18 protein-coding genes and 2 tRNA genes are annotated in these 20,958 nt (G+C 58.8%); 6 read left to right on the top strand and 14 right to left on the bottom strand.

Translation table 11 applies throughout. The annotated features are described in order from the left end of the window. Window positions 1-277: 277 nt before the first annotated feature. From RDA78_RS22940 to RDA78_RS22955, 4 genes are all read right to left on the bottom strand, one after another. A tRNA-Pro gene (locus RDA78_RS22940) sits at window positions 278-354 on the bottom strand. A gap of 97 nt (window positions 355-451) precedes the next feature. Then, window positions 452-934, bottom strand: coding sequence for a DUF192 domain-containing protein (locus RDA78_RS22945; RefSeq protein ID WP_434052085.1), 483 nt, complete (start codon window positions 932-934; stop codon window positions 452-454). A gap of 176 nt (window positions 935-1,110) precedes the next feature. Further along, entirely contained in the window at window positions 1,111-1,692 is a 582-nt protein-coding gene (locus RDA78_RS22950) for a cold-shock protein (protein ID WP_434052086.1), read from the bottom strand. 155 nt (window positions 1,693-1,847) lie between these two features. Then, window positions 1,848-2,624, bottom strand: a complete 777-nt coding sequence (locus tag RDA78_RS22955) for an SIR2 family NAD-dependent protein deacylase (RefSeq protein ID WP_434052087.1) — start codon at window positions 2,622-2,624, stop codon at window positions 1,848-1,850. Window positions 2,625-2,662: 38 nt separating this feature from the next. Between RDA78_RS22955 and gloA the strand changes: the two genes are divergently transcribed. Next, the gene (gene gloA, locus RDA78_RS22960) at window positions 2,663-3,103 is read left to right on the top strand and encodes a lactoylglutathione lyase (RefSeq protein ID WP_434052088.1); all 441 of its coding nucleotides are present in this window, start codon (window positions 2,663-2,665) and stop codon (window positions 3,101-3,103) included. A gap of 125 nt (window positions 3,104-3,228) precedes the next feature. Further along, window positions 3,229-3,304: transfer RNA gene (locus tag RDA78_RS22965), tRNA-Glu, on the top strand. Between the two features lie 49 nt (window positions 3,305-3,353). Here the strand turns inward: RDA78_RS22965 and RDA78_RS22970 are convergent. Further along, window positions 3,354-4,205 (bottom strand): hypothetical protein, encoded by an 852-nt coding sequence (locus RDA78_RS22970; RefSeq protein ID WP_434052089.1) that lies wholly within the window; start codon window positions 4,203-4,205, stop codon window positions 3,354-3,356. Between the two features lie 476 nt (window positions 4,206-4,681). Here RDA78_RS22970 and RDA78_RS22975 point away from each other — a divergent pair, with 476 nt between their 5' ends. Next, complete coding sequence (locus RDA78_RS22975) at window positions 4,682-6,253, top strand: caspase family protein (protein WP_434052090.1); 1,572 nt, start codon at window positions 4,682-4,684, stop codon at window positions 6,251-6,253. Between the two features lie 55 nt (window positions 6,254-6,308). On the opposite strand, the gene RDA78_RS22980 is transcribed toward RDA78_RS22975, so the two are convergent. Further along, on the bottom strand, window positions 6,309-6,734 hold the full coding sequence (locus RDA78_RS22980) for an ExbD/TolR family protein (protein WP_434052091.1): 426 nt from the start codon (window positions 6,732-6,734) through the stop codon (window positions 6,309-6,311). 176 nt (window positions 6,735-6,910) lie between these two features. On the opposite strand from RDA78_RS22980, the gene RDA78_RS22985 reads away from it, so the two are divergent. From RDA78_RS22985 to RDA78_RS22995, 3 genes are all read left to right on the top strand, one after another. Further along, the gene (locus tag RDA78_RS22985; protein WP_434052092.1) at window positions 6,911-7,339 is read left to right on the top strand and encodes a DUF1036 domain-containing protein; all 429 of its coding nucleotides are present in this window, start codon (window positions 6,911-6,913) and stop codon (window positions 7,337-7,339) included. A gap of 69 nt (window positions 7,340-7,408) precedes the next feature. Continuing rightward, window positions 7,409-7,840: a hypothetical protein gene (locus tag RDA78_RS22990; RefSeq protein WP_434052093.1), complete on the top strand. Its 432-nt coding sequence runs from the start codon at window positions 7,409-7,411 to the stop codon at window positions 7,838-7,840. Window positions 7,841-7,875: 35 nt separating this feature from the next. Next, window positions 7,876-8,547: a MotA/TolQ/ExbB proton channel family protein gene (locus RDA78_RS22995; protein WP_434052094.1), complete on the top strand. Its 672-nt coding sequence runs from the start codon at window positions 7,876-7,878 to the stop codon at window positions 8,545-8,547. On the opposite strand, the gene RDA78_RS23000 is transcribed toward RDA78_RS22995, so the two are convergent. The 8 genes from RDA78_RS23000 to tssK are packed head-to-tail and all read right to left on the bottom strand — an operon-like array spanning window position 8,539 to window position 20,908. Further along, the gene (locus RDA78_RS23000) at window positions 8,539-10,443 is read right to left on the bottom strand and encodes a hypothetical protein (protein ID WP_434052095.1); all 1,905 of its coding nucleotides are present in this window, start codon (window positions 10,441-10,443) and stop codon (window positions 8,539-8,541) included. The two genes, RDA78_RS22995 and RDA78_RS23000, sit on opposite strands and share 9 nt — an antisense overlap. Beyond that, complete coding sequence (locus RDA78_RS23005; protein WP_434052096.1) at window positions 10,440-10,862, bottom strand: ExbD/TolR family protein; 423 nt, start codon at window positions 10,860-10,862, stop codon at window positions 10,440-10,442. The genes RDA78_RS23000 and RDA78_RS23005 overlap by 4 nt, the downstream gene beginning before the upstream one ends. Window positions 10,863-10,898: 36 nt before the next feature. Further along, window positions 10,899-12,797, bottom strand: coding sequence for a serine/threonine-protein kinase (locus tag RDA78_RS23010; RefSeq protein WP_434052097.1), 1,899 nt, complete (start codon window positions 12,795-12,797; stop codon window positions 10,899-10,901). Further along, entirely contained in the window at window positions 12,794-13,561 is a 768-nt protein-coding gene (locus RDA78_RS23015) for a PP2C family protein-serine/threonine phosphatase (RefSeq protein WP_434052098.1), read from the bottom strand. Before RDA78_RS23015 ends, RDA78_RS23010 begins: the two co-directional genes overlap by 4 nt. Continuing rightward, window positions 13,558-14,244, bottom strand: coding sequence for a type VI secretion system-associated protein TagF (gene tagF / locus RDA78_RS23020; protein WP_434052099.1), 687 nt, complete (start codon window positions 14,242-14,244; stop codon window positions 13,558-13,560). The genes RDA78_RS23015 and tagF overlap by 4 nt, the downstream gene beginning before the upstream one ends. A gap of 10 nt (window positions 14,245-14,254) precedes the next feature. Then, a complete protein-coding gene (tssM, locus tag RDA78_RS23025) occupies window positions 14,255-17,908 on the bottom strand; it encodes a type VI secretion system membrane subunit TssM (RefSeq protein ID WP_434052100.1) in 3,654 nt (1,217 codons plus the stop codon). 40 nt (window positions 17,909-17,948) lie between these two features. Beyond that, complete coding sequence (gene icmH, locus RDA78_RS23030; protein WP_434052101.1) at window positions 17,949-19,574, bottom strand: type IVB secretion system protein IcmH/DotU; 1,626 nt, start codon at window positions 19,572-19,574, stop codon at window positions 17,949-17,951. Beyond that, complete coding sequence (gene tssK / locus RDA78_RS23035; protein ID WP_434052102.1) at window positions 19,574-20,908, bottom strand: type VI secretion system baseplate subunit TssK; 1,335 nt, start codon at window positions 20,906-20,908, stop codon at window positions 19,574-19,576. Before tssK ends, icmH begins: the two co-directional genes overlap by 1 nt. Between the last annotated feature and the right edge of the window lie 50 nt (window positions 20,909-20,958).

Raw genomic sequence — 20,958 nt, forward strand, 5'->3', positions numbered from 1 at the left:
TTGTGGTTCCCAGGGCGAATGTCTATGCCTCCCGCGCCCTGCCCGGCGTTCTTGAGGGATCAGAAATACCGGCCTTTGACGAAATGCCGCCGGATCCATCGGTGTTCTTCAAGGGGTAACGCGGCGTTACTCGGCTCGCTTCGGACTGCGGAGCGCCAGTGCGGCTGTGTCCGTGCCGCCAAATCAGCGCCGACGACCACGTGGTGTCAATCACGCACACCAAAGCATCCGCAGACCGTGATGCAGTCGTTTTCGTTGTCTCACTTCTTGGGAAAAATGGTCGGGGCAGCAAGATTCGAACTTGCGACCCTCTGGTCCCAAACCAGATGCGCTACCAGGCTGCGCTATACCCCGATCCGTTGATTTGGGGGATGTACAGAGGTTCGCAGACAACGTCAAGACCGGAAAAACCTTAATCGCCAGGTCTGTTGACGGCGGCGTCCTCGGTTATTCACCCGCCCGTCATCGACTCGCTGGAAACCGTATCGCCGACGCCGATGCCGAGCTCTGCCGACGTTCCGGCGTTCAGTTCCAGGACGTACTTTGCGGGCGCAGCAGAGGGAATCGTCTGTTCGGAGAACGGCGTCGTATCGGCGGCAATGCTGACGATCTTGCCCGCAGCATCGATATAGATGATATCGAGCGGCAGCGGCGTGTTCTTCATCCAGAAATAGCGGTCGCCTTCCTGTTCGAAAATGAACAGCATGCCATGGTCAGCGGCCATTTCCTCGCGGAACATCAGGCCGCGCGAACGTTCAGGCGCAGTGACAGCGACTTCCACGGTGAAACTGTGCGTCTGGCCGGTGCCTTGAACGGTCAATGGTTCGGTGCGCAACCGCTTGCCGTCGTCTTGCGCATGGGCACCTGCGGTCAGGCCCGTGACCAGGATCAAGGCAACGAACACCTGGGCGGCTGAGCGGAAAAATCGGGACACTGATTTTCACCTTGTTTCAGTTACATATCGGCGGGGTCGCCATCGCGGGTCCGCCGGTCAATTAAAATTCAGGTCTGTGACCATTGCGGAAACGGCCTCATGATTGCGGACATTCGGCAAACAAAAAGGCCGGAGCAAGTCCGGCCGGAAGGAAAGTGCGCTCTCGCGTTGTCTTGTCAGTGCGAGGCCGGGATATGTGTTCCGGTTCCCATCGGCCGGATTTCAGCCGCCATACGCCCTTTCGGTCCTTGACCGAAGCGCACCTGGACGTCCTGTCCGGGCCGCAGTTCCGTAATGCCGAAACGGCGCAGCGTCTCCATGTGAATGAAGATGTCCTCTGTCCCCTCACCCTGGGTCAAGAAGCCGAAGCCCTTGACCCGGTTGAACCACTTGACGGTCGCCGTTTCGAAGCCGCCTTCAGGCACGACCTGAACATGGGTTCTGGAGGGCGGTAACTGCGAGGGATGGGTCGCCGTCGTCTCGTCCATGGACAGAATTCGAAACGCCTGCAAGCCCCGCGGTCGATCAAGCACCTCGCAGACAACGCGTGCGCCCTCGTAGGCTGTCTGGTAACCGTCCCGCCTGAGACAGGTCACATGAAGAAGTATGTCGCCGTCTCCGCTGTCGGGTACGATGAAGCCATAGCCCTTGCCCACATCGAACCACTTTATTGTTCCGGCAATCTCGAATACGTCGACGGCAACGTCCTCTGTCGTCGTCTCGAGCGCGCGGGGTTCCCGTGCGGTTTTCACCCCCATAGCGATATTGTCCCGTCTCTGGTCCGCATCATTTGGCCGAGGGCAGTTTGCGACTCACCTCACGACCGATTCCTAATAAAAGGATAACATTGCGACTTATAGCGAGAAGCGAAATTGTGGAACTAACCACAGACCATTTACAGGTTTTGATCAATTTATTCGCAAAAACCTGAAAAAGTTTGTGCCAGCGGCGTTCGAATGACAGTAGAAGCCAGCGAATCAAGCGGCGTTTCTTGTCCATTGAGAATCACCAGTTCTGCGCGGTAACGAACAGCATTTACCGGCAACTGGGCCGCAGGATGAACCACGAGCGATGTTCCCATCGCGAGAAAGACGTCGCAAGCCTGCGCCGCCTCAAAGGCGGCTTCCAGTTCTGCCTCCGGCATCTGTTGGCCGAAACTGATGACCGCAGCTTTCAGCACGCCGCCGCAAGCCGTGCAGCACGGCGACCGCCTCTCTTCCACGTCTTTTCTCTGGTCGGCAAGTTCAGCCCGCCTGCCGCAATCCAGACACGTGGCGTAAGTCGAATTGCCGTGTATTTCGATCAGTCTGTCCTCAGGAAAACCTGCCGCTTGGTGCAGGCCGTCGACATTCTGCGTAATCAGGCATTTCAGTTGCCCCGTTTCAGCCATTCGTGTGAGAGCCCTGTGAGCGGCGTTCGGCGTCGCCGCTTCAAAGAAGTCGGCCATCTCGAAACGGCGGTCCCAGTCCTCCAGGCGGCTTTTTTCCGAAGCAATGAAATCGTGGTATTGAACCGGCTGGCGCTGGGACCATATCCCTCCCGGGGACCGGAAATCCGGGATGCCCGATTCAGTCGAAATTCCCGCGCCGGTCAACGCGACGATGCGAAGGCCGTCATCCTGAAAAAAATCGGCTACAAAGTTTCTGGCTTCGGCAAGGCTAGTGATAAAGGTCATGAGCCGGTCGGGCACCCCTGGATAGATCCCTCGATCGAGGAAAAGGACAAGCTATGCGATATCTGCACACGATGGTTCGTGTAACCGACATTGAAGAGTCCCTGGACTTTTATTGCAACAAGATGGGCATGACGGAAATCCGCCGTCATGAAAGCGAAAAGGGCCGCTTCTCCCTGATCTTCCTTGCCGGTGGGGAAGATATCGATGCCGCGAAGGCGAACAAGGCTCCGCTGCTCGAACTGACTTACAACTGGGATCCGGAAGAATACAGTGGCGGCCGCAACTTCGGTCACCTGGCTTTCGAGGTCGACGACATTTACGCCTTCTGTGAAAACCTGCAGACCAAGGGCGTCACCATAAACCGTCCGCCGCGCGATGGGCACATGGCTTTCGTTCGTTCGCCGGACAACATTTCCTTTGAATTGCTTCAAAAGGGCGAAGCCCTTGAAATCAAAGAGCCCTGGGCGTCCATGCCGAATACCGGCGAGTGGTGATTTTACCCGGCTTTCAACATCTGCGGGTCCGGAATTCCGGGCCTGCAAAAAATTGTCGCAAAGGCTCTTGCGGGCAAGTCCATTCCCGCCTATAAGCCTCCCCACGACGCAGCCGCGTCGACCGCGCGCCCATCGTCTAGCGGTCTAGGACGCCGCCCTTTCACGGCGGAAACACGGGTTCGAGTCCCGTTGGGCGTGCCACTTTCCCCTAGTGTTACCGCATTCGGCACCAAACGCACTCATCGGCGCGTCAGCGCGTGGGCGACACGTAGCGGCCTTCAACAGCCTGTGCCGGATCGTCACTGCCGAACAACAACCGCCCCGGGAATTCGCGCTGATAAAATGCGGCAAGGTCGCTTGCGGCCGGGCCGGCATATTCAACCCTGCCATCTGGAAAGAAGACATCGAGATCGTCATCCTCGTGATCGGAGGCGTAGGTTTCCTGGGACCCGTGCAGGATCATGTTGACGCCGATGCGGCTGTTCACGAAATTCTGTACATCGACGAACTTCGGCGAACGCGCATGGATCTGTCCAAGCCTTTGTTCCTTCACCCTGACGATACGGTCCGGTGCGTCCATGTCGACGATGCCATAGAGATCAAAGTCACCGTGGATGCATTTACCAGCCGTGATCAATGATCCCGACGTGAATTTCACGCAGCCGTAGTACGGATCTTCAGGGTTGCGTTCCACAAAGTACTGACCGCCCCGAGGAATGTAGGTAAAGCTCTTCTGTTTTTCGTGAGAGGTCATGTCGGGATGCAACATGCCCGAGAACTCGCGCCATGCAGTCATCGCCTTTGCATATTTACCGTCCTTGTATGCGCCTTCCCCGAAAAGACTTGGATCGACAACGAGACCGGCAATGATGCCGCGTTTCGCTTCAGGCAAGCGGGCACCGATTGGAGCGACATCAAAATCCGCCGTTTTCGCCTTGCAGTCCAGTCTCTTGGGCACCGCATATGTCTCTCCAATGTGCTGCAGCGACGCGGTGTTGGTGCGCCTCACCAGAATCGCGACATTGTAAAGCTTCGCCGCGGTCCGGAAGACGCCGATGTGTGAAGCTTTCATGTGAGAAAGAATATCTGAACGACCAGCCATCAAGAAAGCGCTCCTGCTTGAGCCGAGTGACGGCAATTCGGACTTACCGTCTGGACCATCACATCATAACAAGATCCGCTACGGAACATGCGTGATCTTCGTCACGCTTGTTCCACGATGAGACCAGAATAGCTGCGCTTCCCCGAACCGCTCGTCTTCAACCCTTGCGTATCGATACCCGCATTTGCCGCTCAACGACAAAAAGTTGATACAAAAATCGTTGAAGCAACTGTGAGAGCAGTGGAATCGCAAAAAGAGTTTGGATATGATCACTGCGCGAATTCGAGTTTTCTTGAAACCTTCGTACTCGGGCAGGCAGGCATTTTTTAAGACCAATTTCACTAAAACGCATACTTGTGACACGTATTACACAACGATTAATGCCGCAGAGGTAGGTTTAAGAAGATATGGAAACAGGCCTCAAATAAAGATCGGACGAACCGACGGGCAAAATTGATCTTACGAGAGGACAGGACATGTTCACACGAATGATCGCCGTGCTGGCAATCTTATTGGCTGGGACTGTACCGGCACTGGCAAAACGCGTTGCCCTTGTCATTGGCAACGGTGCATACGAACACACGGTTCCCCTACCCAACCCTTCCAACGACGCGGAAAAAATGGCCGCGAAGCTGCGGAGCCTTGGCTTCGAAGTCGTTGCTGGCCAGGATCAGACCTATACCGACATGCGACGCTCGGTCCTGGATTTCGCGAAGAAAGCCTACGGTGCCGAAATCGCGCTTCTGTTTTACGCAGGCCACGGCATGCAGGTTGCCGGTCAGAACCTTCTGGTTCCGATTGACGCAAAGATAGAAGACGAGACGTCGCTTGATTTCGAGACCATTTCCGTCGACTTCATCATGCGCCAGATGTCCAAGGACGTTAAGGTTCAGATGGTGTTTCTTGACGCATGCCGCGACAATCCGCTGGCGCGCACGCTCGCACGGCGCATGGGACCAAGCCGCTCCGGCAACCTCGGTACGGGCCTTGCGGAAATCAAGGTGGCGGAGACCGGCGGCGAAGGCTCCGTGATCGCCTTTGCGACGAGCCCGGGCGATGTCGCGCTCGACGGTGAAGGTCAGAACTCTCCGTTCACGTCTGCTCTCATCCGTCACATCGATACGCCGAACGCATCAATCCAGACCGTGATGACACGTGTCACCGGCGACGTCTATGACGCGACCGAAAAGCGTCAGCGCCCCTGGGTGAATGCATCGCTGATCGGCGAAGTGTTCCTGAACAAGCAGGCCGCACCGGCGGCCGGAACCGAGGTTGCTTCGCTCGGAAGCACGGCGACAACGACACCTGTGCCCAATCAGGCCGTGACCAATGCTGCCACCGCAGCCGCGGCCACGCCCCAGCCGAACCTGGATTGGGAACGCGAGAAACTGATCTGGGAAGCAGCGAAATCGAGCGACACGGTTGCCGATTACGAATCCTACCTGTCGGCCTATCCGAATGGAACGTTTGCGGACTTCGCCCGCAATTCGATCAAGCGCCTGCAAGGTGGTGCCCAGGTTGCTGCCGTCAATCCGGCGGCGACAGCCCCGACAACCGCGCAAGGAGCGGCTCCAGGTGCTGCGGTTACATCGTTGCCGAACCCGCAGACAGCCGTTCCCGGTACAGCCGAAACGGAAGCGGCGCTTGGCTGGAACCGGACCGCACGGCGTGAGATCCAGACGCGGCTGAACCTGACCGGCAACAATGTTGGCCGCCCGGATGGTGCCTTCGGCCCCAAAACGCGGGCTGGTATCACGGCGTGGCAGACGGCGAACGGCCTGGTGCCGACCGGCTTCTTCACCGCGTCTCAGCAGTTGCTGCTGACCAACCAGACCGCGACGCAATACTCGGCCTATATCGCCGAAATCAAGCGCAAGCAGCAGGCCGCGTCCGCGTCGCGCAGCACCACGACCCGTCGCAACAACACCCAGCCCCAGCGTGCAACCAACACGCAGCGGCGGAACAGCGGCGGAGGCGTCAACCCGGCGGGAGCAGCGTTTATCGGCGGTGTTGTCGGTGGTATCATCGGCGGAGCGATCGGGCGTTAAAGCAACCGGTGCATCAACAAAAAACAAAGCCCGGCGCAACGCCGGGTTTTTTCATTCAGTCGAGCTTGAGACTGACACGCTTGAGCCGCGAAGTTTTTGCCTCATCCAGAACCCTGACCACTTGTTGGAAGTCGATTGCGGCATCCGGAATAAGCACAGCGGTTTGCGCACCTGCTTCCGCCAACCGATTGAGTTCCGCCGCAAGCGTGTTCAAGGGTACATTTATCCCGTTCACCACGAGTTGCGGCTGCGTGCCCCCCGCGCCGGCCCGGAGATTGATCAACACGGCAGGAGCGCCTTTTACGGGAACAGCATCGGCAACGCCGGTGGTGTCTCCACCGCCGAGAGCCACGTCCAGCGGCCGCCAGATACCGAAAGTCGACGACAGCAGAAAAAACATCACGAGAATGAAGATCACATCGATGAGCGGTGTCAGCGGTATTCGCCTGCGTTTTCCAATCGGAGGATGGATCAGGATCATGTGCTGTTTATTCAATCAGAAAGCCGAAGTTCAGTTGACCTTGTCATGTTCCGTCGGCTTGCGTCAAACGGCATCGGTGGTCGTAAATTGACCAGGAAGTCACTCTTGCTTAGCGTAAGTCGGAAATAATCAAAACGTGTTTCACCATGGCGACAGCCACGCATAGCGGACATCGGATGAACAAGACCGTGCAAGCCAGTCGCACCGCCATTCTAACGATTGCTGCGGCAGTGTCCTTCCTGACGGGAGCAGACACCGCTCATGCGGGATTGCGGGTGTGCAACGGATCCGTCGATCTGGTGAACGTCGCCATTGGATACGACACCGAGGAAGGTTTGCGCACCGAAGGCTGGTGGACCATCACCTCGAATGCCTGCAGCCAGGTGCTGCAGGAACCGCTCAAGGCCAACAACTACTATCTTCACGTCTCCGACGGCTTCGGCGAAGGACGGCTCGGTGGTGACGTGACGCTTTGCATCCGGCAGGAAAAATTCGTTTTGTTCGATGGCGATCAATGCTGGCAAAGGGGTCTGATCGAGGCAGATTTTTTCAAGATTGAGACTGAAGGCGCAGAAGACTGGACAGTTTTGTTGTCATATGACTGATTTTTGTGTCAGATGGCGTTGAGTGCTGATTTCGTTATTGTTTCAACGTGATGTTTTCGGGGGAATTACATGCGGTTTTTGACGCAGATCGTCGCCATTTGTTTTCTGAGTGCCGCCGCGATTGCGCCCGCCCTGGCGCAGGCGCCGACGGGAAAGATCAGCCTTGAACTGAACCACGTCCAGCCAACGCAGGACGGTGGTTGCCGGCTGTCCATCATCGCTACAAACGGCCTCGAGCGTCCGATGAGCCAGCTTGGACTGGAGATCGTTGCCTTCAACACGGAAGGTCTTGTCGATCAGTTTCTGCGCCTTGAATTCTCGCGCATCTCCGCCGGCAAAACCAAGGTTCTGCAATTCGATCTCGCGGGCAAGGCCTGCGACAGCCTGTCCAGGCTTCACATCAACGACGTGTTGAACTGTGTGCCGGCAAGCGTCACGGACGTTTACTGCCCGGATTTGCTGGATCTTCAAAACAGGACAGCCATTCAGTTTGGCAACTGATCCTGTCACACAAGACCGCATGGAGCCGGACCTGAATGCCTGAGTCGTCTTCTTCATTGCTTGAACTTGGCGGGCCGGTTGTTCTCGTTTTGCTCGGGATTTCGATCCTGGCGCTCGCCGTCATCCTTGCGAAGGCGTTCCAGTTCTCCAACGCCCGCGTCGGCCGGCATACGCTGGTGCGGCAGGCCGTCACGATGTGGCGCACCGGAGACCGCACGAAAGCGACACAGGTTCTGCTGAAGGACCGGTCGCTCTCAGCCGGGCTCATCCGCAGCGCGATGGACGCAATCCAGATGCTGGAAAACCAGCCGCTCGGACCACAGGAACGCGACATTCGCGAGGAACGGTTACGGGAGGAGATTTCCGCTCGGGCGGCCGACCGGCTGTTCGGGCTGGCAAGCTGGCTCAAGGCGCTCGACCTCGTCACCCAGATTGCGCCGCTGCTCGGACTGTTCGGCACCGTTCTGGGAATGATCGAGACATTCCAGACACTTCAGGAATCCGGGTCAGCAGCGAACCCGGGCACTCTGGCCGGCGGCATCTGGGTTGCGCTCCTCACCACCGCCTGCGGGCTCGCCGTCGCCATTCCGGTCTCCGTTGCCGTCACCTGGTTCGAGACTCGCCTTGAAAAAGAGCGGGCGGCGCTTGAGGTTCTTTTGACGGGTGTGTTCACGGCCGGCACAGGGGCACAGCAGCCGTCATCTTGACACCTTGAATGCCTCGATCGAATAAACCCCCGGCTTCTCAAGAACGCTGGCGATGCGCCCTGCCGCTCGTTTTGTGAACGGAGCGGGCTGGTTCTCCTTGGGCCTGTTCCAGATGGTCAGGATCAGACTGTATTCGTTCTCTTCGTTCCCTGGAAAAGAGAGCGGAAAACTGAAACGCCACCCTCCAATTCTGTCCGTGCTGTTTTCCGGTTGAACATACTCTCGGGCATCGTGAATCTGTCCATCCCTGTCAATGAGGTAAAGTTCCGGAGGCCCCTTCCCGTTCAACTCCAGCCCGGCGGCTTCCGCCTGTGCAATACGTCCGATCGGCAAGTCGCGCTGGATCACGCCCGCCAATTGAGATCCGCTTCTGATGTTTGTTCTCGCCAGTTGAACCAATCCCGGCGCTTCGATCCCCTTTGAGGTTTCGAGCGTATCGAGCACCGCGCACTGGCCGTTCGAGATCGGACGCACCTGCATGTCCGGATCGTAGCCCTGCGCTCCCTGGAACTTGCTGTAGAACTCCATGAAGCGGGGGATACCGACACCAAATGCAAGGATCTCCGCCGTGTCGGTTCCGGCTGCAAGGACAGTGATATGTGCGCAGCTCCCGATATCATAGTTGGCTACATATTTTGTGACTTTCGCCAGCGGGTCGATCGTCGGCACATCCTCCGGCGGCACGCTTGGCTCGGGAACTGCAACTGTCGGCGCGGGAGGGACGCTGGATGTTTCAGGGTCGCTCGGAAGCACGGATGGTGAGATGATCTGCGAGGGTTGAACCGCGGCGAGCTGCTCTTCGGCAGGTGTCACTGCCTGCACATTAGCGGGGGCCGCCTGGACGGGCTCGGCGTTCGCCGCCGCGACCGTTTCACTCTCTACCTGACTGACTGGAGCGCTCGCAGCAACTGCAACACTTTGCGTTGCTTCAGTCGACGTGACGGTTTGCACCGCACTGGTGCCCGCCGTTATTGCAGCAAGCGGCGCAGAACTCGTGGTCGTCGTAACCGGGACCGGACTTGTCGCTGCCGTCACCGTCTCGACCGGAGGCGCAACACTTACCTGGGGCGGTGTCACGGCGCTGGGAATCGCATCTTGTGCTGCCTGGACCGAAGGCTGCACGGACGTCACCACGGCGACTTCATTTCCCGCCAGTTCCGGGACTGCGCTTTCAATCGCGACAACGGTGTCGGGCTCCGCCGCACTTGGCGCCGTTTCTTCGGGAACAGCTTCGACGACAACGACGTCCGGGGAAATGCCGGTCACCACGGTCGCTGCGGGGGACGCGACACCTGAACTGTTCTGCTGAACCTCGACCGCCGTCTCCGGCCGGGCCGCGACCACCTTCTCAACCGGCGCGGCGACTGCAGTATCAGCGATCGGTTGCGCCGCAGTCTCCGCCTCTTCCGCTCCAACCGGTTTTGATTGGACGACTTCGGCCGCGACCACATCCTGCAAGCGCGGCGGCACGGCGCCCGAAACCGCCGTCTCGCTTTCAACCGGACGAATTGCTTCGACCTGCGCTGGTTGCAGTTCGGAGACCGCCGGCGTCAACGGCTGTTCGGTTGCTGCCGGGGAAAGGGTTTGTTCTGCAACATCGGGCGTGACCGGCTGCAGTTCTGTCCGGTTCGGCGCTGGCAGCGGGACGGAGTCGGGCTGCGCCACGTCGGCGACGACGGACTGAACCTGCTCTGCCGTTTCGAAAACAGGTCCTTCACTCTCAATGACGATTTCTGTTTGTGCTAAATCGGGATCTTGCGCGTCATTGTTGAATTTCAACGAAATTCCGTAGGCAAGCAGTGCGATGTGCAACGCAACCGATACGCCGAGAACGGCCGTCCAGACATAGGCCGGAATGCGTGCTTCGCCGGTCAGGTTGTAGACGGCGACCGTCACGGGTCCTCTGCCTCGATCGTAACGAAACTCAATCGGCGAATCCCAGCCGCCCGCAACGAGCTGGCCAGGCGCGCCACGTCTTCCATTTGCGCATGTCGATCAACCTGAACCGACAAGGTGTCACTGGTTCCGGCACCTTCATCAAGGAAACCGGCAACGTCAGCTTCGTCCAGCACTTCACCCGCGAACCAGATGTCACCCGCGCGGGTCAGCACGAGAGTGTTCCGAACCTGCCCCTCGCCTGTTGTCTCGTTGGTTTCGGCCCATTCAAACGCATCTGGAAGCGGCGGGCGCAGAGTTCCAGACACGAGGAGAAACAGCAAAAGCAGAAAGACGACGTTGATCAGCGCGAGTGAACTGTCCGCTGACCGGCTGGGCAGCGGCTTCGGCAGATGGATCGGCTTCGTGTAACGTTTCATCGCGACCTGTGATCCGCTCCCCTCACTCTTCGTCGTTTATGGAACCACTTTGACCGTGGTTGCCGTTGCCCGCAAGATCGGGAGCTCCTCCATCAGCGCCTCAAAATAGGCGTCGGCCTGCTTTTCTCTCCGGCCTGCCAACTTCGCGACAAGACCGTCTCCAACGAGGGAAATGACCAGGCCGGTTTCCTCCGAAGGTGTCTTCAGGCTGAGCGGTACGACAAAACCGGCACCGCCATCGTCAGACTGAAGAAAGGGAGACAGGTTGACAACACTGCCACTGCTCGCAACGAACAGGAGCCCGAGTTCACCTGTCGATGCATCGAAGCCGGAGATTCTGCCGGCCATGTTCTCACCGTTCGGCACCACGGTCCGTTGCATGTCCAGCCGAAGTTCCGTCTTTTCACTGCCGTGGGGCGTCGCCCTCAGAAAGGCAACAGCCGGACACTGCGCGTCCGTCACGAGGTTGGCCTGGATCTTGGCTTCGAACCCCTGGGTCTGGGTAAAGTCGCTGTCGAATGCGATAAAGGGCGGTGTGCGGGACGCGAAACCCTCTATTTCGGCGGAATTTGCTGCAATCCGGACAGGCTGCAGATACATGCACTCGTCTGCCTGGTAGTTGTTCACGTAATTGCGCACGCGGTCTTCCGGCAACACCGGTTGCTGAGGCACTGCATCCTGGACCGTGTCGTTGTCCGGCTTGTCCTGGTTTGTCAGCGACAGATCGGCGACGTTGTCCTGACCGTTCGTCTTTATCGGAATGTCCGGAACGGTGTTGTCCGGTGCCTGACCGGTCGTGCCGTTGTCCGTGGAACCGCCCTGCGATCCGGTGTCAGGCCCCTGTCCCGTGTTTTGATCCGGCGCATCGGGCGCATTGTCTCTTGGTTGCGCCACCAGAACAGGTTTCTGATCCTGTTGCGGGACCGATTGGCCTGCCAGAAAGTAGACACCGGCAGCGCCGACACCGGCAAACCCCAGCAGAGACAGACCGATCAGAATGCGCCGTCCCCAACGCGCCTGAGGAGGCGGCAGGTCCAGAGAGGTTTGCTCGGGAGGCGGCGCAGACGGTCTGATGATCGTCTTTTCCTGGTGTGGCTGGAACATGGGCGCACCGAGCGTCCACTGGGCGATGTCAGCCATCGATGCCGGCCTGTTCGCCGGATCAGGTTGCAACATCGCTTCCAGCAGCGGGCGGAACCGGTTGTCGACACCGTCCAGCGAAGGCACGATCCGCCTTTTTTCGACCATTTCGACCTGCGTGCCGCCCATGTCGGGCTGTCTGCCGGTCAGCGCTTCCGCGATCACAAGACCGAGCGAATAGATGTCACTTCTGGCGGTAACCTTGCCGTCGAAAAGGCCAACTTGCTCAGGCGAGACGTAATTCACCTTGCCGGCGAAACCGTCACCGATAATCGTGGGCCCTCCGGTGTTGGCTCTCGAGATACCGAAATCGATGATCTTCGCCTGGCCGACATCGCCGTTCTGCAGGATAATGTTGTCCGGCGAAAGATCGCGGTGGATGACTTCGCTGTCGTGCACATCCTGCAGGGCGGACGCCAGCCGTATGACCAGCCGGTAGGCCGCTTCAGGTTCCAGGGGCCCCGATTCAAGCCGTGACTTGAGCGAGGGACCACCCACGAATTCCATTGCAAGATAATAGACACCCAGCGTCGGCTCCTTCGCAAAAACGAAGTAGTGTGTCAGGGCGTCATGCTTGAGTTTCCGGAGGATCTTGGCCTCGCGCTTGAACAGATCGAGGATCAGGGCATCCTTGGCAAAATTCGCGAGAAGCACCTTGATGGCCACCGGATCGCCGCTTTCCACATCGCGCGCACGATAGACGATCCCGATACCGCCGTCGGCAATATGCTCTTCGATTTCATAGAGGTTGTTCAGCCTGGTTCCTGTCGGCAGCAAATGGTCATCCGGCTTCATATGAGGCCCACTCCTTCACCCCGATTGACTTGGTCAAAATCTACCACGACCACCGTCACGTTGTCCGAACCGCCTCTTTCCAAGGCCCCGTCCAGAAGGTGCTGTGCCACCGATTTCTGTGCGCCGTCAAGAAGCATGTTCGAGATAACCGCATCATCCAGATGACCGGTCAGGCCATCGGAGCAAAGCAGAAAGCGGTCACCGTGCCTGAGATTGCCCGATACCAGTTCGAGTTCGAGTTCAAGCCCGGAGCTAATCGCTCGCGTGATCACATGCTTTCTTGAGAAGTTCTTTGCTTCCTCCGGGGTCAGCACGTTCTGATCCACGAGTTCCTGTGCCTCCGTGTGGTCGGTCGTGAGCTGTTCCATCGTGCCGTCGCGCAATCGATAAACGCGGCTGTCCCCCGCCCACAGACAGGCGAAATCGGACCCATAGGCCAGGAGGGCGGCAATTGTCGTGCCCATTGCGGCCCCATTGGCCTTGTCCGATGCGCGTTCGATATCTTTCTTCGCATCGATTACCCGGCCCTCGAACTGGTCAAGAAGGTCGACTGCGCTGTGCGGCTTGCGAATGTAACCGAGTGCGTTCTTGACCAGCCCTGATGCCATGGCGCCGGCATGCATGCCACCTGCACCATCCATGACTGCGAAAACGCCCTTTGCTTCGTCGCAGTAAAACGTGTCCTGATTTTCACTTCGTACACAACCGACGTGGGTCAGTCCGATCGAAAATCCCTGCAGTGCCTCCGAAATCTGCTGATTCATGTTCGATGATCCTCCGCCTGATATCGCCCATGTTCTTGCCCTGCCTCATCTCCTCTGTCCGAGCGTGCCTCGAATGCTTCCGGCACCAGCAACCAGCGAAACTCCTCCTGCGCCGGCAAGCCGTCACAGCCGAAACAAATCGCTTGCGCGCCGGCCTGGCACCAGAACCGCGATATGACACGGCCCTTCGTGTCCGCTTCGGGCACCATGCTCCCACACTGGAGAGCATCATCTGTTTCAGTGTTCGCCGCCGGTGCGGCAAGACCTGCCACAGACTCCTTGAAACCGGACAGTGTCGCGTCGTCTTCAAGCGCGCCCAGCAGCACTGCTTCTACGTCGTCGTACCAGGTTTGTGGTGGTTCACCGATGGATTCAGCACCGCTCGGGGCACCGACAACTGTCAGCGGAAACTTGCGTCCCACCTTGTCGACACTCGGCATCAGGGCACCGGCTGCGCACGCAGCCGCAGCACCGTCCGGTGCAGTCGATTTCAGCCAGAAACGCCAAATGGGCATCGTCATGTAGGCGTCCTCCCAGTCACCTCCAAGTTGTTGCCTTGACTGCGCGAGCCCCCCCATCAGAAACGGTTCCCACAGCTTCAAAAACCCGTCCGGACAGCTCCCTGTTACAAAGTCTGCGCGGTCCGGCAGCTTCCCGAAATATCCGGTCAGGTTTCGCTGCATCCGGCTCCCCTCAGAAACTTGTCGGGCACTTGAAATCGCCGACCGCCGACAGGAAGAACGGGTTCGGCTTGGTGCGCAGCGTTACCGTAAAGGCAACCTGCCGCCCGCCGAGCGTCTTGCGGATTACGAACTTGTTCTGTCCCGAGCTGACCCGGTTGGCCCTGATGAACCGGTAGAACGCCCAGTCACCGTGAACCTCCTGGCGGGACCTGTAACCGGGGACCTCCGGCTGGATCACCAGGACAACACGCGGTGTCGCGGTGTTGCTCGGCCAGTCGAAACTCGCCGGCAGCGGCTGAATGTCCGCATTAAAACCCGGCCCCCTTGTGACCAGAACAAGATTGCCGTTCACTTCAAGGCTTGCTGCGTCGGCCTGCTGAGACAAGGCGCGCGGAACGACCTGCAGGCCAATCGACGGGAATGCATTGCCGGTCGGGAAAAAAGCTTCCTTGATCAGGTCGGCCCGTTCGAACTGGCGCAGTGTGGCGTTGGACAACCGGTCCGCCTGTGCCACCTCGGGTTTCCAGTTCCAAGGCCGTGACGACGTATCCACAAGCGCCTTCAGGTTCTGATCGAAGAATTGCTGCATGATGCCCGCCGGGGAGAACAGTTTTGCGAATTCTGTCATCGGGACTTCTGAACGGCCGTTGGTGAACGGGTAGTTGCGCGCAACGATGCGGCGGCATTCATCGACAACCTGAGCCTTGAGCTTCTCGTTCAGCTGCGTGATCGAGGTTTCCTTGAATTCCTCGTCAAACTCCTTGGCGGCCTGCAAAATGAGCTGGTCGAAAGGTTTCGGGAACCGGGTTGCGTTGCTCCGCAGCAGCGAGGCCTGTATCTGCACGTTGGAGTTGGCCGTTTCGCTCTGGATCGGATTGTTCGCAACGACGAGCAGATTATCGAGAATGTTCTTGAAGTTGACCAGGAGCGCATCGATCTTGCGGCTGTTTTCTCCTTCGACCAACACGTGATAGGGCCGGAAATGGTCTTCAATGGCCTTGCCGGGGATAATTGCCGGGCTCCCGCCACCCGCGGCAGCGTTGAGTGCGTCCCCAACACCACCGGGCGCCAGAGCCTTCAGGCCGGCTTCGATACCGATCCGTTTCAGGCCACCGGCCCGGTCCAGGACGTAATATTGGAAGACCTTCTGGCTGGCTTCCTTGCCTGCATCTCCGGCGTTTCCTCCACCGAGGGCACCGGCAACGCCATCCTGAGACAAGTCCTGCGTCAGGAGGGTCTCGTTCCGGATGCTCTCCAGCAGTTGAACCACCGGCGACGTCGGTGCGGACACCGCCTGCAGCGTCGTGTAGAGAGGCTTGTCGTTGCGCATCGACTTGAATTTCAGATTGCCGAGCGCCTCTTCCCATGCCTCGATGAAGTCCTTGGTGTAAAGAGCAAGAACTTCACCCGGCAAAGACTCGTACTGGTCTGCAAAGGCATTGGCGTCGCCTATGTTGCCGAAGACCCATTTGTCACGTTCAAGTTCCTCGCGAATGCCGGCCAGGTTCGGCAGAACCGACAGATGAAAGCCCGGATAGGTATAGAACCGGTCGACCAGAACCGTATCCAGGGTGTCGCCGTTCACCGTTTCGAACACCGTCTCCATGTCAGGTCCGCCGCGCTGCTCGGCAATCCAATCCTCGCTCGTGATGCCTTTGGACCTTGATTTCAGAAGTGCATAACCCCTTTCGGCAAGGCTCACGCGCGCCAGTTCGCGCTGTACTTCAGCCACCAGAACACCATCAAGCTGATCGGTGAGAACATTGCCACCGAAATCCAGATCCAGCATGGCCGCGACATGGGAATTCAGCTCGTTGCGCAGTACCTGTCCCTGTGGGCCCGGGAAACTCTGCAGAAAGTCGGCACGGAACGAGTTCTTGATCTGATCCTTGTCGATCTCGGGCGCGTCTCCGGCTACCATCCGGTAGAGTTTCGTGAGGTTGTAGAGCGTGTCTATATCCTGTCCGCCGGGACCGGTGCGGTTGTCCAGGACGTCGGTCATCTGCTCTTCGATCCGCAATAGCAAACGCGGACGCAGTAGCCGTTCAAGGCCGCTGCGATAGGACGTGACACCCGCTGCTTCGAGCCGCTCACGCTGACTCAGACCCAGTTTTTCCATGAATGGAGCCGGATCGTTCCGGCTGTCGTAGCCAACGGGAAGACCACGCAAGAGCGAGAGGATATAGACAGAATCGCGCAAGCTATCATCGCGCACGACCCTTTGATCCAGAACGCCTTCACCTTCAGCGCGCACGGTCGCGACCGCCTTTGCCGTTTCGTCGATGAGTGCCTTGTTGTTCAGGTAACTCATGGTCCAGAGCGTGCCGAGACCAAGCGTCAGCAACACAATCGCCGAATAGGCCGCGATCCGTGACGCGGTGGCCATACGAACGGCCTGACGGTTGTGTGTCACCCAGCCGGCTTCACCGATAATCACCTTGTTGACGAGATCGCGGAGGAAGTAACTCTTGCCCTGCCCTGACAAGGCAGCCGCTTGATAGGAAGTTCCGAATGCCTGGCTCATGGAGCCGATGACCCGGTCGATCGCCGTGCCTGTCTGTGTGCCTGACGTGAAGTAGAAGCCTCTCAGAACTGCGTTGGGATAATAGCGGCTCGGCTCGAAAATCGCGTTGAGAAAGCCGGTGATGCGGTCCTTGAGGGCGGCAATCTGGGTTGGGAAGCCGTAGAGCATCAGGCGCGCTCGCGGATCCGGTTCTTCCTGAAGCCGGTCGGCAAGCTCTTCGTTCAGACGCTCGATCAGCAGGTCGAATTCGGCCGGCGTTTCCGCGACCATGTTCTTGTTCTTCTCACGGGTCTGGAACGTAGCGCCCCAGACCAGATTCCGCCTACTCTCGGGATAGGAGCCGAAGAATTCCATGAAACCGGCAACCGTATCGGCCTTCGTGAAGATCACGTAGACGGGGAAATCAATTTTGAGCGTCTTGTAGAGTTCGATCAGGCGCGCGCGAATGGCATCGGTGTGCTCTTTGAGTTCCGTGTCCGACAAGGTCATCAGATCTTCGAGACTGATCGACACCATGACACCATTCACCGGCTGTCTCGGCCTTGCCTTTCGCAGGATCTTGAGGAACCCGAGCCACGCCTCGCTGTCATGTTCCTCGTCGGAATCCTGGGTTGTGTAGCGGCCCGCCGTGTCGATCAAGACGGCGTTTTCCGCAAACCACCAGTCGCAATACCGGGTTCCACCCAGGCCTTCGATCTTCTGCGCTTCGCCTTTCCCGCGCGCGTTGGCGAATTTGAGCCCGGAATGCATCAAGGCCGTCGTCTTGCCGGCTCCGGGAGGTCCGATCATCAGGTACCAGGGCAGATCGTAAAGATAGGTGCGTGTGTTCCCGCTCGCCGTCTTCAAGGTCTTCAGCGCATCCTTCATGCGCTCGGACATGATCTGAAGATCCTCTTCGCTCGCCTTTGGCTGAAGTATTTCCTGTTCCAGAGCGCGGTTCGCTGCAATGCGTTTGTAAATCCGGTAACCGGTCCAGCCGCCGATGGTCAAAAGAATGAAAAGGACAAGCAGAAGGCGCACCCAAAGGGGTTCGAATGGACGCACCCCGGCAATCGCCAGGAACGGTCCCCCGAACCAGATCAGTGCAATCAAGGCCAAAATGCCTATGACTATTGCCGTTATTCCGAGCCAGAACTTCATTGATAAAACCTTGTTTCTAAATTTGCCCCGGATTTGACGTCTAGTTGTCGATCAACAGTCCCTTGGAAGGAGGTTTCAGGAACACCTCCACCCTGCGATTAAGCGCCTTGCCATCCCGGCTGGTGTTCGGTGCAATCGGCTCTTCCGCGCCGCGGCCTTCAACCTCCACCCTGTCCGGCGTCTGCAACAATGCCTGCATGACAGCCGCAACCGACTTCGCTCTTTCGACCGACAGATGCCAGTTACTCGGAAATCTCGGATTGTTGCGGATCGGGTCGCTGTCCGTGTGACCGACGACAAGGATTTCACCGTCAACGTCGTTCAGGGTCTGCGCGACCTGTTCGACCAGAAGCTGGAATTCAGGACGCAGAGTTGCGGCGGCCACATCGAATTGCGCGCGCATGCGCAGCATGATTGCAGGACCGGCCTGCTGGATTTCCAGGCCGTCGATCCCGGCCAACTGCTCGGAAATCGCATCGATCGGCGCGTCTTCGGGAGGTGCCAGCGCCGGTGGCGGCTTCGGCTGGTATCCCTCGCGCGCAAGTTCGATCGGACCTGTCGGGTAAAGCGCGCTGGAGCGGCTGGCGATCACTTCGCTGCCGCTGGCCAGCAAAAGCATCAACGTGACATAGCCACCAAGCAGAAGGGCCCCGGCAACAGCGGCAACAGACCAGATTGGCACGGAAAACCCGGTCCGCCTTTGAAGAAGTTCAAGGCCGCGCCAGTGGGGAGACAGGTCGTCTCCGGGGCGCGGCCTGACGCGCCTCAGGATTTCGTGCAGATCCCGGCGCTCCCGTTCCAGCCCCTGCTGGCCGCCTTGAATTGCGCGGTACTTGCCGTAGAACCCGAGCGACAGACACGCATGCATGACTTCAAGAACGCCGTAGTTCCGGCCAGGATCCTGCTTGGCTTTCTCCAACACCTGATAGAATTCGACGCCTCCGGTCGCCTGACCGAAAAACTGGGTCAGCATGGAATACTGCGTCCACTGGTGCCGTCCGGAAGAAGGCAGGTTCTGAACGATATCGTCCGACGTGGCGCAGAGCGCATAAGCAGCCGACTGTATCTGATCGTCCGTGATTCCGGCGCTGCGCAAATCCTTCTCGAAAGTCTTGATCGCGTTGTAAACGTCACGCATCAGGGCATCGAACTGCGCGTCCGTCATGGTCAGGTGCAGACGACCAAGCAGCAGCAGCAAGGGAGCCGCGGCGCGCGATATGGGATTCCGGTTCGCAACGCGGATCTGGTTGATGTCCGGCGTCTGAGCCAGCTGTCCGGTTGGAGGCGTACCGGGCGCCGCCCCCGGAGCAGGCGCTTGTTGCGGCGGCGGCGGCGGAGTTTGCGGCTGCGCGGGCGGCGGTGTTCTGATATCCGGCGCTTTTTGCTGGCCGTACTCGTAACCGGCCGGTGTTGGAGCGTAGGGATCAGGCCCTGAGCCACGCCCTCCCTGCCAGGGATCCGGCGCTCCCGGTTGCGCGCCGGCAGGTGGCGGTGGCGGAGCTGCCTGCCCCGGCGCCGGGGCACCTGCAGGCGGAGTTGCAGCGGGAGGCTGCCCCTGCGGCGCGCCTGGCTGTGAGGTCTCGCTCCAGCGCCCTCCCGGGTTTGGCCGGACGATCGTTTTTCCCTTGCGCTTGGACACGCCGAAGGGATCGTCGTTGTCCGACATCAGCGTCCCTCCCGAATGGCATAGAACTCGAGTTGAAGGTCAGGCCAGTTCCCCGAGAACTGCAGGCCGATCGCCGAATCCTGGCTGAACTCGCGCCAGAGAGGCGTCGACTTGTCGAGCCTGAAATAGACCCTGTCCGTCAGGGCACGTATCTGCGCGGGCGGAACGGGCATGTGGATCAGCGGAATGCCCGGAAGGTTTGAATAAACGATCTGGCGCATCTGGCCGAACGGGCCGACCTTGAACAGACGCGGGAATTCATTCTGGATTTCGGTCAGCGGACGGCGTGCCGCAACCTCGATGACGAAGCTTGCCTGAGAGAACAGGTTGCGGTCAACAATGGTCGACTTGAAGGCGTTCGGCGCAAGCTGCTCGATCGGCAAGCGGATCGCGCGTCTGTCGTAACCGGCGGACAGGAAGGCCTGAATGTCTGCCAGGACCGGTTTGAAGATATCGTGCAGCTTGTCATGGTCATAGACGGGATAGTTGCGTGCCCTGCGCTCCTCCGTTGCGAAAGTCGCAAGTTCACCGGCGAGTTGAAGAAACTCTGAATAGAGACGCTCCGGATGAACGTAAGCCGACTTTCGCAAATGCATCAGCTGCGGATGGAGCCGGTTGAGCATCTGCAGCGTCAGGTAGTCGAAATTCTGCAGTCCGCCGCCTGCGGAGGTATCCGCGGCGTAGCGTGCCAGTTCACTCAGTTTTCTCTCGACCCAGCCGATCACGGAATCGATCCAGCCGGTTACGACCGGATGCACGTGACACGCGAGAACCGGCGGTGCAAAGGTGCCATCGGTAATGACAATGCGATCCTTGATTTCCGTGATTCTCGCGACCGGAAGGCAGACGTGACCGGGATGCGGTGTCGAACGGATGGAATAGGTCAGCCGGGGATGGGCAACGTCGATTTCCTCTTCCTGCCGGATCGCGGACGTTGAATCGATAATGGTTTCCCGCCCCTGGACGTATCTCGTTGCGGCGTCTTCCCGTCCGTCCGCAACCTCGACCGCATTGACCGTTGTTTCCGGGATGCCAAGCCAGACGATCTGCCCGGCTGCGTCTTCCGGAACGTCGATCGCCGGCGGCGGTGTTCCGTCCGCTGGAAAGTTGAAGACAGTTCCATCAGGAAAGATCCCGCGGCCGAACCGCAGAGCAAAGCGACACTGCTGGCCGACGTCCTGATCAATTTCAATGTCGGAGAAACCCCAGGGATAGGGAGACGCAAGTCTGACGCGCTCATCCAGCAGGTGTTCCGCGTACCGGTCACTCTGCTGAAGATGATGCGGTCTCAGAAACAGACCTTCTGTCCATGCAACCTTGCTATACCATGACATTAAGGTACTGCTCCCTTACCTTGATGACGCCGATGCGTCCTTGACACCCG

The sequence above is a fragment of the Roseibium sp. genome (assembly GCF_051016195.1).
In the GTDB taxonomy this organism is placed as follows: domain Bacteria; phylum Pseudomonadota; class Alphaproteobacteria; order Rhizobiales; family Stappiaceae; genus Roseibium.